Source organism: Aeromicrobium chenweiae, assembly GCF_003065605.1.
Lineage (GTDB): Bacteria > Actinomycetota > Actinomycetes > Propionibacteriales > Nocardioidaceae > Aeromicrobium > Aeromicrobium chenweiae.
In genome coordinates this window covers 1,252,865-1,266,729 of the sequence record NZ_CP026952.1, presented here as the reverse complement: position 1 = coordinate 1,266,729, position 13,865 = coordinate 1,252,865, and the positions used below count along the sequence as shown (strand labels likewise).

General features: G+C 70.8%; 14 protein-coding genes. 3 read left to right on the top strand and 11 right to left on the bottom strand.

Annotation, left to right across the window (positions count from 1 at the left end; all coding sequences use genetic code 11):
* Positions 1 to 33 precede the first annotated feature (33 nt).
* Both C3E78_RS06085 and C3E78_RS06080 read right to left on the bottom strand, forming a co-directional pair.
* The gene (locus C3E78_RS06085; protein WP_135804855.1) at positions 34 to 582 is read right to left on the bottom strand and encodes a hypothetical protein; all 549 of its coding nucleotides are present in this window, start codon (positions 580 to 582) and stop codon (positions 34 to 36) included.
* 38 nt (positions 583 to 620) lie between these two features.
* The gene (locus tag C3E78_RS06080) at positions 621 to 1,520 is read right to left on the bottom strand and encodes an NAD(P)/FAD-dependent oxidoreductase (RefSeq protein WP_108577456.1); all 900 of its coding nucleotides are present in this window, start codon (positions 1,518 to 1,520) and stop codon (positions 621 to 623) included.
* Between the two features lie 49 nt (positions 1,521 to 1,569).
* Here C3E78_RS06080 and C3E78_RS06075 point away from each other — a divergent pair, with 49 nt between their 5' ends.
* A complete protein-coding gene (locus C3E78_RS06075; RefSeq protein WP_108577455.1) occupies positions 1,570 to 1,998 on the top strand; it encodes a MerR family transcriptional regulator in 429 nt (142 codons plus the stop codon).
* Between the two features lie 108 nt (positions 1,999 to 2,106).
* Here C3E78_RS06075 and C3E78_RS06070 read toward each other — a convergent pair whose 3' ends face one another.
* From C3E78_RS06070 to C3E78_RS06060, 3 genes are read right to left on the bottom strand one after another with little or no spacing between them, the layout of a single operon-like run.
* Complete coding sequence (locus C3E78_RS06070) at positions 2,107 to 2,871, bottom strand: isoprenyl transferase (RefSeq protein ID WP_108577454.1); 765 nt, start codon at positions 2,869 to 2,871, stop codon at positions 2,107 to 2,109.
* Positions 2,868 to 3,596: a DNA repair protein RecO gene (gene recO / locus C3E78_RS06065; RefSeq protein ID WP_108577453.1), complete on the bottom strand. Its 729-nt coding sequence runs from the start codon at positions 3,594 to 3,596 to the stop codon at positions 2,868 to 2,870. The genes C3E78_RS06070 and recO overlap by 4 nt, the downstream gene beginning before the upstream one ends.
* Before the next feature lie 51 nt (positions 3,597 to 3,647).
* Positions 3,648 to 4,085: a VOC family protein gene (locus C3E78_RS06060; protein ID WP_108577452.1), complete on the bottom strand. Its 438-nt coding sequence runs from the start codon at positions 4,083 to 4,085 to the stop codon at positions 3,648 to 3,650.
* Between the two features lie 52 nt (positions 4,086 to 4,137).
* Here C3E78_RS06060 and C3E78_RS06055 point away from each other — a divergent pair, with 52 nt between their 5' ends.
* A complete protein-coding gene (locus tag C3E78_RS06055) occupies positions 4,138 to 4,797 on the top strand; it encodes a DUF429 domain-containing protein (RefSeq protein WP_159085826.1) in 660 nt (219 codons plus the stop codon).
* 22 nt (positions 4,798 to 4,819) lie between these two features.
* On the opposite strand, the gene hglS is transcribed toward C3E78_RS06055, so the two are convergent.
* The 6 genes from hglS to C3E78_RS06025 all read right to left on the bottom strand — a co-directional run bounded on the left by hglS (position 4,820) and on the right by C3E78_RS06025 (position 12,980).
* Positions 4,820 to 6,061 (bottom strand): 2-oxoadipate dioxygenase/decarboxylase, encoded by a 1,242-nt coding sequence (gene hglS, locus C3E78_RS06050; RefSeq protein ID WP_108577450.1) that lies wholly within the window; start codon positions 6,059 to 6,061, stop codon positions 4,820 to 4,822.
* Positions 6,058 to 7,563, bottom strand: coding sequence for an L-piperidine-6-carboxylate dehydrogenase (gene amaB / locus C3E78_RS06045; protein WP_108577449.1), 1,506 nt, complete (start codon positions 7,561 to 7,563; stop codon positions 6,058 to 6,060). The genes hglS and amaB overlap by 4 nt, the downstream gene beginning before the upstream one ends.
* A gap of 4 nt (positions 7,564 to 7,567) precedes the next feature.
* Positions 7,568 to 8,650: a saccharopine dehydrogenase family protein gene (locus C3E78_RS06040; RefSeq protein WP_108577448.1), complete on the bottom strand. Its 1,083-nt coding sequence runs from the start codon at positions 8,648 to 8,650 to the stop codon at positions 7,568 to 7,570.
* 133 nt (positions 8,651 to 8,783) lie between these two features.
* Entirely contained in the window at positions 8,784 to 10,514 is a 1,731-nt protein-coding gene (locus C3E78_RS06035) for a glycerol-3-phosphate dehydrogenase/oxidase (RefSeq protein WP_108577447.1), read from the bottom strand.
* Between the two features lie 68 nt (positions 10,515 to 10,582).
* Positions 10,583 to 12,100 carry a glycerol kinase GlpK gene (glpK, locus tag C3E78_RS06030; RefSeq protein WP_108577446.1) on the bottom strand — a complete coding sequence of 506 codons (1,518 nt, stop codon included), beginning with the start codon at positions 12,098 to 12,100 and terminating at the stop codon, positions 10,583 to 10,585.
* A complete protein-coding gene (locus tag C3E78_RS06025) occupies positions 12,093 to 12,980 on the bottom strand; it encodes an MIP/aquaporin family protein (RefSeq protein WP_108577445.1) in 888 nt (295 codons plus the stop codon). The genes glpK and C3E78_RS06025 overlap by 8 nt, the downstream gene beginning before the upstream one ends.
* A gap of 118 nt (positions 12,981 to 13,098) precedes the next feature.
* On the opposite strand from C3E78_RS06025, the gene C3E78_RS06020 reads away from it, so the two are divergent.
* Entirely contained in the window at positions 13,099 to 13,857 is a 759-nt protein-coding gene (locus tag C3E78_RS06020) for an IclR family transcriptional regulator (protein ID WP_108577444.1), read from the top strand.
* Positions 13,858 to 13,865: the final 8 nt, after the last annotated feature.

The window sequence follows — 13,865 nt, the reverse complement described above, 5'->3', positions numbered from 1 at the left end:
CCGTAACAGCCTGTCGGCGCCACGGTCGATGATTCAGGACGTCCCGGTGACCGGGCTTCCGTAGTCGTTGGGCGGCACCTCTCGCATCGCGTCCGCGTCTGAGCCGTTGTAGGTCTGGCACTCGGAGTCGATGGCCAGCGGGAGGATCGTGACCCCGCCCACCGGGCGACCCATGGCGGGACCCATGACGACCCGGGTCTCGCCCTGCGTCGCGACCACGGTCTGGTCGTCATCGATCGTCACGTCGAGGCCCGCGTCGGCCAGGACTCCGCGGATCATCTCGGCCGCCTTCGCGTCGTCCTCGACCGCCGCGTGCAGCTCGCCGCGCACCGAGTACTTCTGGAACTGGGGACCGACGCCGCACTCGTTGAAACCGCCCCGCACCGCGGGGAACTCGCCCTTGAACGTCGTGGCCAGCTCGGGCAGGATCTTCGACACCAGGTCGTCGACGGACGACTTCACGGACTCGTACGACATCTTCTCGCCCCCGTCACCCTTGGCCCCGTCGCCGCCACCGTCCGACGACCCACACGCGCTGACCAGCAGCAGGACCCCGAGGACGTACACCGTCACGCGTCTCATGCCGAGCGACAGTAGCAACACCGCGGGGCCCTGGCGCGTCAGCCGTGCTGGGCGAGCTCCATGTGGCACACGGCGCCGGCGACGAGTCCTGCGGAGATGGCTCCGGCGACCGACGGCATCGGTCCGGGCAGCGCGGCGACGTGCGCCATGTCGCCGGCAGCGAACACCCCGGGGAGGCTCGTCCGGCCGGTCGCGTCGATCTCGACGCAGCCGGACGGCAGCAGGTCGAGGCCGAGCTGCTCGCCGAACGGGGCCGACTGCGTCATCTGCGTCGCCACGAACATGCCACGGACATCGAGGGGCTGTCCTGCGTCGAGGTGGACGCGGAGCCCGTCCGCGACCCGCTCCACGTGGTGGACCTTCTCCGGACGGACCGGGACCGCCAGTCGCTCCAGCGTGGCCGCGACCTCCGCGTCGGGCTCGACACCGTCCGCCAGCACGACGAGCTCGCCACCGAGCCCCGCCAGCAGCGACGCCAGGTGCGCGCTCTGCGGCCCGGCGCCGAGCAGGGCGACCCGGCCGGCCGCGAGCTCGTGACCGTGGCAGAACGGGCAGGACGCGATCTCCTTGCCCCACGCCTCGGCGACCCCGGGGACGTCCGGGAGCGTGTCGCGCACGCCGGTCGCCAGGATGATCGTCCGGCTCGCCAGGACCTCGTCACCGACGACGACCTCGAAGCCGTCCTCGGCCTGGCGCACGATGTCCGCCGACGCCTCGCGCATCTCGACCGTCGCGTACGCCGCGATGTCCTTGCGGGCGAGGAGCCGCAGCTCGGCGGGGTCCCGGCCGTCGTGGGTGATGACGTTCTGCATGTGCTCGACCGTGCCGTTGCGGTAGTTGCCGGAGTCGAGCAGCAGCACCGAGCGGTGCATCCGGCCGAGGGTGAGGGCGGACTGCAGACCGGCCGGTCCGCCGCCGATGACGATGGTGTCGTACATGGTTCTCCTTCGATGGGTCGTGGGACCCATCGTGTAAGTTCAGGTCAACATGAAGTCAAGTCCTCTCTCCATCGGCGCCGCAGCGGCGCGTTTCGGCCTCGCGACGCACGTGCTGCGGCACTGGGAGGACCTCGGTCTGCTCCGTCCCGAGCGCAACAGTGCGGACCGCCGGCTCTACGGCGACGACGACCTGGTGCGCATCGCCGTGATCCTGCGCTCGAAGGCGGCAGGCATGAGCCTCGACCAGATCGGGGTGCTGCTCGACGACGACCACGGGCCGAAGCGCCACGCCGTGCTGCAGGAGCATCTCGCCGACCTCGACCGCCGGATGGAGGAGATGCGGCTGTCGCGCGCGATGACCGTGCACGCGTTCGAGTGCGAGGCCCACGACATCACCCGGTGCCCGCACTTCCGCTCGATGATCACCGACGTGCTGGACGGCTCGGCGACCTGGTCGGCGGCCGCGCCCCGTCCGTAGGGTCCCGGCCGCAGTTTCCCAGGAGATCCCCCGTTCCTGTCTCGACACCCCTGTCGCGACGTGGGTGCGGCGTCAGGTTCCGGGGTTCTCCTGGGAAACCGCGGGCGGTCAGGCGCTGCCGTAGCGGCGGTTGCGCGCGGCGTACTCCTCGATCGCGGTCCACAGGGCGCGGCGGTCGACGTCGGGCCAGGCGATGTCGCTGAACACCATCTCGGCGTACGCCGACTGCCACAGCAGGAAGTTGCTGGTGCGCTGCTCCCCCGACGTGCGCCAGAACAGGTCGACGTCCTCCATGTCGGGCTCGTCGAGGTAGCGGGCGAACAGCTTCTCGTTGATCTTGTCGGGGTTGACCCGGCCGGCCGCGACGTCTCGGGCCAGCGCGGCGGCGGCGTCGGCGATCTCCGCACGTCCGCCGTAGTTGACGCACATCGTCAGCGTCAGGACGTCATTGTCGCGGGTCAGCTCCTCGGCGGTCTCGAGCTCCTTGATGACGCTGCGCCACAGGCGCGGACGCCGGCCGGCCCATCGCACCCGGACGCCGAGCTCGTGCATCTCGTCACGCCGGCGGCGGATGACGTCGCGGTTGAAGCCCATGAGGAACCGCACCTCGTCGGGTGACCGCTTCCAGTTCTCGGTCGAGAACGCATAGGCCGAGATGGCCTTGACGCCGATCTCGATCGCGCCCTCCACGACGTCGAACAGTGCGGCCTCGCCCATCTCGTGGCCCGCGGTGCGGGGCAGGCCGCGCTGCTTGGCCCAGCGTCCGTTGCCGTCCATGACGATCGCGACGTGACGCGGGACCTGCTCGATCGGGATGCTCGGCGGCGTGGCACCCGAGGGGTGCGGCACGGGCCGGCGGACCTGCCGCTTCACCGGTCCACGTGGCTCAGCGAGCGCAGGCCGCGCTCGAGGTGCCAGGACAGGTAGGCGCTGATGATGCTGCTGGCCTCGCGGCGCGAGCGGTCGTCGGACGTGCCGACCGTGGCCCAGTCCCCGCTCAGCAGCCCGGCGAGGAGCGTGACGGTGAACGGTGACGGCGCGGCCGAGCCGGTGACCCGGCAGCCGTCGCACAGCATGCCGCCGGACGGGGCATGGAAGTTGCGGTGCGGACCCTCCTCGCCGCAGCGGGCGCAGCCGTCGAACGTCGGGGCGTAGCCCGCGATCGACAGCGCGCGCAGCTGGTAGGAGTCGAGGATCAGGCTGGGGGTCATGCGGTTCTCGGTGAGGGCGCGCAGCGCGCCGGTCAGCAGCTGCAGCTGCGCGGTCGCCGGTTCGCCGTCCTCCTGGACCAGCCGCTCGGCGGTCTCGAGCATCGCGGTGCCTGCGGTGTACGCCGCGTAGTCCGCACCCAGGTCACGCGCGAAGGCGTTGATCGTCTCGGCCTGCGTGATGATGTCGAGCGACCGGCCCTCGGCCAGCTGCAGGTCGACGTGCATGAACGGCTCCAGGCGGCCGCCGAAGCGAGACGTGGTCTTGCGGACGCCCTTGGCCACGGCGCGCACGAGACCGCGCTGGCGGGTCAGCAGCGTGATGATGCGATCGGCTTCACCCAGCTTGTGGACCCGCAGCACGATGCCGGTGTCGCGGTAGAGGCTCACCCGTCCATTGTGCCGTGCGGGGATGACACCACGACCCCGGCTCGCCGCTGGTCAGTCGAGGCAGAACTCGTTGCCCTCGGGATCGTGCATCGTGAGGAACCCGACCTCCATCGGCGGGGCGGGGTCGACGCGGTAGGCACGGGTCGCGCCGAGCGCCCCGAGACGGTCGGCCTCGGCCTCCAGCGCCGCCATGCGCTCGTCCCCCTCGAGCCCCGGCACGACGCGGATGTCGAGGTGGACGCGGTTCTTGGCCGTCTTGCCCTCGGGGACCTGCTGGAAGAACAGGCGGGGACCGTCGCCGTCCTTGGGGACGATCGCGTCACGGCTGTTCCACTCGCTCTCGGGGACCCCGAACGCCGCGAGCGCGGCCTCCCAGGTGTCGAAGCCCTCGGGCGGGGCCTGTCGCTCGTAGTCGAGCACCTCGGCCCAGAACGCAGCGAGCGCTGCCGGGTCGGCGCAGTCGAAGGTGATCTGGACGTCGTTGCTCATGGCACCACTGTCCACCCGGCCGCTGACAGAATCCACTGGCAGGATCAGGCACATGGTGGTGCTCGGGGTGGACGGATGCAGGCACGGCTGGGTCGGGGTCCTGTGGGGCGACGGCGCGACCGAGGTGCTGGTCGCCCCGACGATCGCCGACCTCGTGGCCGCGGCAGGCGACGTCGAGGCGGTCGCGATCGACATCCCCATCGAGCTGCCGTCCGACGCGCCACGCACCGCGGAGAAGCTCGCCCGCGGACGGCTGCCGGGCCGCGCGTCCACGGTGTTCAACGCGCCGGCCCTGACCGTGCTCGACCAGCCGGACTACCACGCGGCGAACGCCGCGAACCGTGCCGCGCTGGGGCTCGGGCTGAGCAAGCAGACCTGGTACCTCGTGCCCAAGATCCGGGACGTCCACGAGTGGCTCGCGACCCGGCCTGCGGTGCGGGTGGTCGAGGCACACCCCGAGGTCTGCTTCGCAGCCATGAACGGCGGGGTCCTCGTCGACGGCAAGACGACCCCGGCCGGCGAGGCGCACCGCAGGCGCCTGCTCGCCGACCACGGCCTGGACGTGGTGGCCAAGCCGCGACGGGGCGTCGCGGTCGACGACGTCCTCGATGCCGCCGCGACGGCGTGGACCGCGCGGCGGCTCGTCCGGGGCGAGGCCGAACGGCTGCCGCCGGAGCCCCGGGACCAGCCCTCCCCCGCGATCTGGTGCTGACCCCGGCCCGGTGCGCCGGCGGCTAGCGCACCGCCCCGGCGGAGCGCTCGGCGTCGTAGAGGGCGTACGGGTCGTGGAGCTCACGACGGAGGACGGCCTGCAGCCACGTGGCGTCCCGCGCAGCACCCTCGCGGGTGGCGTCGACGCTGCCGTCGCTGGTGAGGTTGGACGCGAAGATGCCCGCGGCCGACTTCGGCAGGAAGTCCTCGTAGACGATGGGCGCCAGCCCCCCGGCCGCGTCCCGCACGTAGTAGGCGAGGTCCTGGGCGTCCAGCTCCTCCTCCGTCTCGGGGAACGCGTCGATGCCGTGCGTGTCGTACAGGTTCCGGCCCTTCGGCGTCAGCGCCACCCCGCGGGCCTCGACCTCACCGAAACGGACCGACAGCTGCCCGGTCGACAACGAGCCGTCGGCGTCCGTGAACGTCCGCGGCTCCGCCAGCGCCCGGAACGAGGTCTGGCGCAGCAGGACGTCCGGCTTGTCGGTGCGCGGCGGGCCTTGAATCCGGTCGATCATCTCGATCCCGCGCTCTGTCATGCGCGCATACAGGTCGTCGATGTCGAGCACCCGCGGCGTCAGGTGGTTGATGTGGGTCGAGGCGACGCCGCCGATGTCGGCAGCGACGCTCGAGATCGCCTCGAGCCGGGCGTACCAATCACGGTCGACTGGATCGGGCGACAGCGCGAACGCCGCGGTGGCCAGCTCGATGAAGCGGTCACCCTCGTCCCGAGTCAGCCCCTGCTCCGCCTCGGCCCGGTCGGCGAGCGCGAGCAGCTCCTCCGGGAAGAGGACGCGCTCGGCCAGGAACGCCCGCAGCTCGGCCTCCAGCCCCTCGTCGAAGAACCGCCGGTCGTCCACCACGAGCATCGAGGTGAACACCCGGAACGGGTTGGCGGCCAGCTCGTCACGATCGAGCGGACGGAACGCGGTCGAGACGACCGGGATCGCCGGGCTCGCCTCGCGCAGGTCGTAGAACCCCACGGGGTACATCCCGCACGCGCCGAAGATGCGCGCCACCTGGGCCATCTCCTCGGCCGTCCCGAGCCGGATGGCGCCGTGCCGCTCGGCCGTGACCCGCTCGATCGTCCCGAGCCGCTCGGCGTCGTCGCGGGACGCCAGGACGTCGGCGTTGACCTGCTCCGACACCTCGACGAGGGTCGTGTAGGCCGGCACCTCCGACCCGTAGAGCTCCGACAGGCTCCGCGCGAAGCTCGCGCGCAGCCACGTGGCGGAGACGCGCCCCGTCGACGACGCCGACCCGCTCACCCGAACTCCACGCCCTGGGCCAGCGGGAGCTCGGTCGAGTAGTTGACCGTGTTGGTCGCCCGCCGCATGTACGAGCGCCAGGCGTCCGAACCGGACTCACGGCCGCCGCCGGTCTCCTTCTCGCCACCGAACGCACCGCCGATCTCCGCACCGGACGTGCCGATGTTGACGTTGGCGATGCCGCAGTCGGACCCGACGACGGACATGAACGTCTCGGCCTCGCGGACGTCGAGCGTGAAGATCGCGGACGAGAGCCCCTGGGCGACCTCGTTGTGCAGGGCCAGCGCCTCGTCGAGCTCGGTGTACGTCAGGACGTACAGCAGCGGGGCGAACGTCTCGGCCTTCACGATGTCGCTCTGCTTGGGCATGTCGATGATCGCCGGACGGACATAGAACCCGTCGCCCTCGACCTCGGCCTGCGTGCCTCCGGTCACCAGCTCACCACCGTCGGACTGCGCCTGGGCGACGGCCTTCTCGAACCCGGCGTACGCGCTCTCGTCGATCAGCGGTCCGACGAGCGTCGAGGACTCCAGCGGCGATCCGATCGAGAGCGTCTCGTACGCGGCCTTCAGCCGGGCCACGAGGTCGTCCTTGATCGACTCGTGCACGATCACCCGCCGCAGCGACGTGCACCGCTGGCCGGCCGTGCCGACCGCCGAGAAGACGATGCCGCGCACCGCGAGCTCGAGGTCCGCCGAGGGCGCGACGATCGCGGCGTTGTTGCCGCCCAGCTCCAGCAGCGAGCGTCCCAGCCTGGCCGCCACGCGCGGGGCGACCTCCTTGCCCATGCGGGTCGAGCCGGTCGCGGAGACCAGCGGGACGCGCGGGTCGTCGACCAGGACCTCGCCGACCGTGCGGTCGCCCACGAGGACCGCCGACAATCCCTCCGGCACGCCCGCGCGGCGGCCCGCCTCGGCGGCCAGGGCCTGGCAGGCCAGTGCCGTCAGCAAGGTCTTCTCCGACGGCTTCCACACCACGGCGTCGCCGCAGACGAAGGCCAGCGCTGCGTTCCACGACCAGACCGCGACCGGGAAGTTGAACGCCGAGATGACGCCGACGACGCCCAGCGGGTGCCACTGCTCCATCATCCGGTGGCCCGGGCGCTCGGTCGCGATCGTCAGGCCGTGCAGCTGGCGCGACAGGCCGACGGCCAGGTCGCAGATGTCGATCATCTCCTGCACCTCGCCAAGGCCCTCCGAGACGATCTTGCCCGCCTCGATCGAGACCAGGGCGCCGAGGTCGTCCTTGTGCTCGCGCAGCAGGTTGCCCAGCTCCCGGACGTACTGCCCGCGCACCGGGGCCGGCACGGTCCGCCACTGCTCGAACGCCTGCTGGGCGCGCCCGATGACGTCGGACGCCTCGGCCGCGGTGTGCGAGCGGAGCCGCCCGAGCTCGCTGCCGTCGATCGGCGAGCGGCTCACCAGGTCGCCGTCGGGGGTGAACGGGTCACCCGCCCCGAGGCGCTCGAGGATGTCCTGCGTACGTGTCGCGATGTCCGTCACTGGTTCACACCTTTCCCTGCTCGGCGAAGTGCCGGCCGGCCTGAGTCGAGAACAACGCCTCCAGCGTGATGTCCTCCTGCTTGATGAATCCTGCCGCAGGCAGCGTGCCGTCCGCGACCAGCTCCACGACGCTCACCGCGGAGGCGGCCGTCGTCCAGGAGATCGCCCGCCACGTGCGCCCGGAGATGTCCAGCGGCTTGTACGCACGCACGTGGTTCTCGCGGAACGGCTTGCCGGTCTTGACCCCCTCGACCGCGGCGTGGATGTAGACCACGTCGTCGTTGACCGGCGGCTTGGAGTCGACCAGCATCTGGCCGACGAGGTCGCGCCGCTCGCGCAGGTTGAGCTCGTCGAACAGGAAGTGCATCTGGTCGAAGTGCCCGGGGTAGCGCAGCGTCTTGTAGTCCAGACGGCTGACGCGGCCCTCGTACGTCTCACACATCGTGCCGAGGCCGCCGGACGTCAGCGCGGCCTCGAGCTCGATGCCGGCGATGAGGACCCGCTCCTTCTCGGTCATGGCCGGCACCATCTGGCGGTGTCCCTGGCGCAGCACCTCGCAGTCGTTGAGGTACTCGTTGACGACGCCCTCGGGCGACCAGTTGATCGCGTAGCCGAGCAGGCCGGTCGGGTTCTGCGGCAGCGCCCCGACCTTGAGCTCGATCGAGCGGAGCTCGTCGAAGGTCTTGGCGATCGAGGCGCCGATGATGCCGATGAGGCCCGGCGCGAGGCCGCACTGCGGCGCGAACGCCGTGGTGGCCTGGTCGGAGGCGAGCTCGATGACCCGGTTGGTGGTGGGCACGTCCTCCGTGAGGTCGAAGTAGTGCACCTTCGCGTCGTGGGCGGCCTCGGCCACGTCGATGTTGAGGTGGAACGGCAGGCACGAGACCACGGCGTCGACAGCACGGAGCGACTCCCGCAGGCCCGCGGCGTCCCTGACGTCGAGCGCCTTCACCTCGAACGCGAGGTCGTCGCGCGGAGCGGCGTCGTAGCCGACGACCTTGAAGCCGGACTCGCCGAGCAGGTCGGCGACGAGCTCGCCGACCTTCCCGAGACCGAACACGGCGACCTGGTTGATGATGCGTGCCATCGTTCCTCCTCTGGCCGGGTGGTTCCCACCCGACGGGACTGGGGCGCCGACGTGTGACCGGCGTCACGAGGAGGATAACGTCTCGATGTTACGGTTGTGTACCGGCTGGCCGGTACACCTGGAACGGAGCCGGTCAGTCCTTCACCGACACCGGGACGACGTCGGCCGCTCCCATCCGTGCCGCGTCCGCGGTCTCGTCGTCGGGCATCGTCTGGCTCTCCCGCTCGGCCTCGACCCGCTTGACGTAGTGCTCGACCTCCCTGGCCCGCTGCGCGTCGTCCCAGCCGAGCACGCCACCCATCAGGTCGGCCACCATCGGCGCCGCCCCCGTCCCCCGGTCGAACTCCTCGAACGAGATGCGGGTCCGGCGGGTCAGGACGTCGTCGAGGTGCCGAGCGCCCTCGTGCGAGGCGGCGTAGACGACCTCGACCCGCAGGTAGTCGGTCGTGCCCTCGAGCGGCAGCCCGAGGTCGGGGTCGTCCGCCACCAGAGCCAGGAGCTCGTGGACCAGCGATCCGTAGCGACCGAGCAGGTGCCCGATCCGCTCCTCGTGCAGGCCGCTGTCCCGCGCGAGGATGTGCCGCTGGTTGACGAGGGCCTCGTAGCCGTCGGCGCCCAGCAGCGGGACGTCCTCGGTGACGGACTCCGGCACGTGACGGTCCAGCTGGGTCGACAGCCCGTGCACCGCCTGGTCGATGACGTCCTTGGCCATGATCCGGTACGTCGTGTACTTGCCGCCCGCGACCACGACGAGGCCCGGCGCCGCGACGCTGACCGCGTGCTCGCGTGAGAGCTTGCTGGTGGCCTCGTCCTCCCCGTGCAGCAGGGGACGCAGGCCCGCGTAGACGCCCTCGACGTCGTCGTGGGTCAGCGGCTCGACCAGCACGCGGTTGACGTGGTCGAGCAGGTAGTCGATGTCGCTGCGGCTCGCGGCCGGGTGGTCCTTGGACAGCGACCAGTCGGTGTCGGTCGTCCCGATGATCCAGTGCCGACCCCACGGGATGACGAACAGCACCGACTTCTCGGTGCGCAGGATCATCCCCGACTCGCTGCGGATGCGATCACGCGGGACGACCAGGTGCACGCCCTTGCTGGCGCGGACGTGGAACTGGCCGCGCTCCCCCGCGAACGACTGGGTCTCGTCGGTCCAGACGCCGGTCGCGTTGACGACCTGGCGGGCGCGGATCGTCAAGGTGCGCCCCGACTCGAGGTCGACCACCTCGGCGCCCACGACCCGTCCGGCCTCCTTCACCAGGGACGTCACGCGCGTGCGGCTCGCGACGTGCGCTCCGTACGCGGCGGCCGTCCGGGACAGGAACATGGTGTGGCGCGCGTCGTCGACCTGCGCGTCGTAGTACTGCAGCGCACCGACGAGGGCGTCCTTGCGCAAGGACGGGGCGATGCGACGGGCACCGCGACGCGTCAGGTGGCGGTGCAGCGGCACCCCCGCGCCGTAGCCGGACGCCTTGCTCATCGCGTCGTAGAGCGCGACGCCGGAACCTGCGTAGAAGCGTTCCCAGACCCGGTGCTGCAACGGGTAGAGGAACGGGATCTTGTGCACCAGGTGCGGTGCGAGCTTCTGCAGGTTGAGCCCGCGCTCCTTGAGCGCCTCGGCGACCAGCCGGAAGTCGAGCATCTCCAGGTAGCGCAACCCCCCGTGCATGAGCTTGCTGGAGCGACTCGAGGTGCCGGACGCGAGGTCACGCGCCTCGACCAGTCCGACCGTCAGCCCCCGGGTGATCGCGTCGAGGGCGGCACCACCGCCGACGACACCACCGCCGATGACCAGGACGTCGAGCGTCGACGCCTCCATCGCGTCGAGCGCGGCCTCGCGGGACTGCGGGGACAGGGCTACAGGTTTCATCGTCGTTCCTCTTTCAGCATGGGGGGGTGGGGTCGGGGCCGGCTGGACCGGCCCCCGACGGTGTCGATCTAGTCGACGTCGACCCAGTCGAGGGTCCGCTGGATCGCCTTCGTCCACTGGGCGTAGCCGGCGGTGCGCTGCTCGTCGTCCCACTGCGGCTCCCAGCGCTTCGACTCGTTCCAGTTCTCGCGCAGCTCGTCGGTCGAGGACCAGAACCCGACCGCGAGCCCCGCGGCGTACGCGGCGCCGAGCGCCGTCGTCTCCGCGACGACCGGGCGGCTGACGGCGACGCCCAGGACATCGGCCTGGATCTGCATGCACAGCTCGTTGGCGGTGACGCCGCCGTCGACCTTCAGGACCTCCAGGACGACGCCGGAGTCCTTCTCCATCGCCTCGGCGACGTCGCGTGACTGGTAGCAGATCGACTCGAGGGTCGCCCGGGCCAGGTGCGCGTTGGTGTTGAAGCGCGACAGGCCCACGATCGCTCCGCGTGCGTCCGATCGCCAGTAGGGCGCGAAGAGTCCCGAGAACGCGGGCACGAAGTAGACGCCGCCGTTGTCCTTGACCTGGCGCGCCAGCGACTCGGACTGGGCGGCACCGGAGATGATGCCGAGCTGGTCGCGCAGCCACTGCACGGCGGAGCCGGTCACGGCGATCGACCCCTCCAGCGCGTACACGGGTGCGTCGTCCCCGAACTGGTAGCACACGGTCGTCAGGAGGCCGGCCTTGCTCCGCACCAGCTCCTTGCCGGTGTTGAGCAGCATGAAGTTGCCGGTGCCGTAGGTGTTCTTGGCCTCTCCCGGCGCGAAGCAGACCTGGCCGACCGTCGCGGCCTGCTGGTCGCCGAGGATGCCGGTGATCAGCACCTCGCCGCCCAGCGGGCCGTTCTCCAGCGTCGTCCCGTAGCCGTCGGCCGTCGACGACGGCTTGATCTCCGGCAGCATCGAGCGCGGGATGTCGAAGAACCCGAGCAGCTCGTCGTCCCACTCGAGCGTCTCGAGGTCCATCAGCATCGTGCGGCTCGCGTTGGTGGGATCGGTGACGTGCACGCCGCCGTGGCGACCGCCCGTCAGCTGCCAGATGATCCAGCTGTCGGTGTTGCCGAAGATCGCATCACCCTTCTCGGCCGCCTCCCGCACCCCGTCGACGTTCTCGAGGATCCACTGGATCTTGCCGGCGGAGAAGTACGTCGCAGGCGGCAGCCCGGCCTTGCGGCGGATGATGTCGCCCCGCTCGTCACGGTCGAGGGCGCTCGCGATGCGGTCGGTCCGGGTGTCCTGCCACACGATCGCGTTGTAGTACGGGCGACCCGTCTTCTTGTTCCACACGACCGTCGTCTCGCGCTGGTTGGTGATGCCGAGCGCCACGAGGTCCTCGGGGCCGAGCTTGGCCTTGGTCATGGCCGTCTGGATGACCGCCGACGTGCGCTCCCAGATCTCCACGGGGTTGTGCTCGACCCAACCGGCCTGGGGCATGATCTGCTCGTGCTCGAGCTGGTGACGGGCGACCTCGTTGCCGCTGTGGTCGAAGATCATGAAGCGGGTGCTGGTCGTGCCCTGGTCGATCGAACCGACGTAGTCAGCCATGGTGGTGTCCTTCTGTCGTGGTGGTGGGGTTGGTGGTGCGCCGCGCGGAGGCGACAGCCTCGCTGTCGACGGGAGGCTCGGAGACGGTCGGCTCGGAGACCGTGATCGTCTCAGGCTCGTCGGGCAGGTTCATCTCGATGAGGTACTTGAACAGCGCGCCGCCGATCAGGCCGCCGATGATCGGCGCGACGATCGGCAGCCAGAAGTAGACCGGATGGTCGCCGCTCGTGCTGTTCCACGCGTCGCCGTACCCGGTGATCCACGACGCCAGCCGGGGCCCGAAGTCCCGGGCCGGGTTGATCGCGTAGCCGGCGTTGCCGCCGAACGACATGCCGATCGCCACGACGAGCAGGCCGACCACGACCGGGCCGATGTTCGCCAGGGGCGGGTTGTTGGTGGCCGTCGTCAGCGCGAAGATCACGAACACCAGGATCGCGGTGCCGACCACCTGGTCGAGGAACGCCGACGGGATCGACACCCCCGCGGTCGGGGACGTCGAGAAGATGCCCTGGGTCTTGTAGGTGTGCCCGGGATCGATCTTCGCGATGAGATCCGCGTACGTGGCGCGGACGATGAGGGCCGCGATGAACGCGCCCACGGTCTGCGCAGCGATGTACGGCGCCACCTTGCGCCACTCGAACCCCTTGAACGCCGCGAGCGCGACCGTGACCGCCGGGTTGAGGTGGGCGCCCGAGAGCCGCGCCGCGACGTACACGCCGAGCGTCACGCCGATCCCCCACGCCCACGCGATCGAGTCGTGGTCACCCGCCGCACCGTCGCCCGTGACGACCTGCGCCACGACCCCTGCCCCGAACAGGATGAGGACCATCGTGCCGAACGTCTCGGCGAGCACCTCACCCCACAGACTGTTCTTCCTCATGTCTCCACCTGTACCGATAGTCGTTGGAATTCTGGGTGTTCGCGACAGTACGGACGGGTTCGGGAGGCGCCAAGAGCGACTGTTCGACATTGTCGAACGCCGCTCCTATCCTCGATGAGTGTCGGGTCCCATCCAGTCCGTCGAACGTGCCGTGGCCGTGCTCCGCGCCCTCGGTGGCGCGGGCCGGCCCATGCGCCTGTCGGAGATCGCGGACGCACTGGGCCTGTCCCGGCCGACGACGTTCGGTCTCGTGCGGACGCTCCGCGACGTGGGTCTCGTGCACCAGGACCCGGCCAGCTCGGCGTACTCGCTCGGCGACGGCATACGCACCCTCCAGGAGCCGGGGATCGATCCCCACGACCTGCGCTCGCACGCGATGAACTGGTCGGACGCGCTGGCCTCGCGCACCCGCCTGGAGGTGCACATCGGGTTCCCCGACCCGGCCGGCGTCCGCATCGTGCACCACGTGTTCCGGCCCGACGACTCGACCCAGCAACTGCGGGTCGGCGAGGTCCTCCCGCTGCACGCGAGCGCCCTCGGCAAGGCGATGCTGGGCTTCGCGGCCGCCGGGCCGGACGGTGCCGAGCCGTTCACCCGCTTCACGCGGCGCACCCTCGTGACCCACGCGGCGCTCGACGCCGAGATCCGCGCCGCCCGCCGGCGGGGCTGGGCCATGGAGCAGGGCGAGCTGGTCCCCGACATCGGTGCTGTCGCGGCTCCCCTGCGGGGCTACGGCGGCAGCGGCGTCGGAGCGCTGGCGGTCGTGGGCCCGGTCGGACGGGTGTTCCGCCCCAGCGGCACCCCCCTCGACTCCGTGGTGACGGCGACCGTCGACACCGCGGCCTCGATCTCGCGCTCGTTGGGGCTCCGGCCGTGAGCGAGACG

Excerpts from the sequence above, each read along its gene's own strand:
- glpK (WP_108577446.1), bottom strand. The coding sequence starts at position 12,100 with ATGGCTGACTACGTCGGTTCGATCGACCAGGGCACGACCAGCACCCGC.
- C3E78_RS06025 (WP_108577445.1), bottom strand. The coding sequence starts at position 12,980 with ATGAGGAAGAACAGTCTGTGGGGTGAGGTGCTCGCCGAGACGTTCGGC.
- C3E78_RS06060 (WP_108577452.1), bottom strand. The coding sequence starts at position 4,085 with ATGAGCAACGACGTCCAGATCACCTTCGACTGCGCCGACCCGGCAGCG.
- C3E78_RS06055 (WP_159085826.1), top strand. The coding sequence starts at position 4,138 with ATGGTGGTGCTCGGGGTGGACGGATGCAGGCACGGCTGGGTCGGGGTC.
- C3E78_RS06080 (WP_108577456.1), bottom strand. The coding sequence starts at position 1,520 with ATGTACGACACCATCGTCATCGGCGGCGGACCGGCCGGTCTGCAGTCC.
- C3E78_RS06040 (WP_108577448.1), bottom strand. The coding sequence starts at position 8,650 with ATGGCACGCATCATCAACCAGGTCGCCGTGTTCGGTCTCGGGAAGGTC.
- C3E78_RS06085 (WP_135804855.1), bottom strand. The coding sequence starts at position 582 with ATGAGACGCGTGACGGTGTACGTCCTCGGGGTCCTGCTGCTGGTCAGC.
- C3E78_RS06075 (WP_108577455.1), top strand. The coding sequence starts at position 1,570 with ATGAAGTCAAGTCCTCTCTCCATCGGCGCCGCAGCGGCGCGTTTCGGC.
- C3E78_RS06035 (WP_108577447.1), bottom strand. The coding sequence starts at position 10,514 with ATGAAACCTGTAGCCCTGTCCCCGCAGTCCCGCGAGGCCGCGCTCGAC.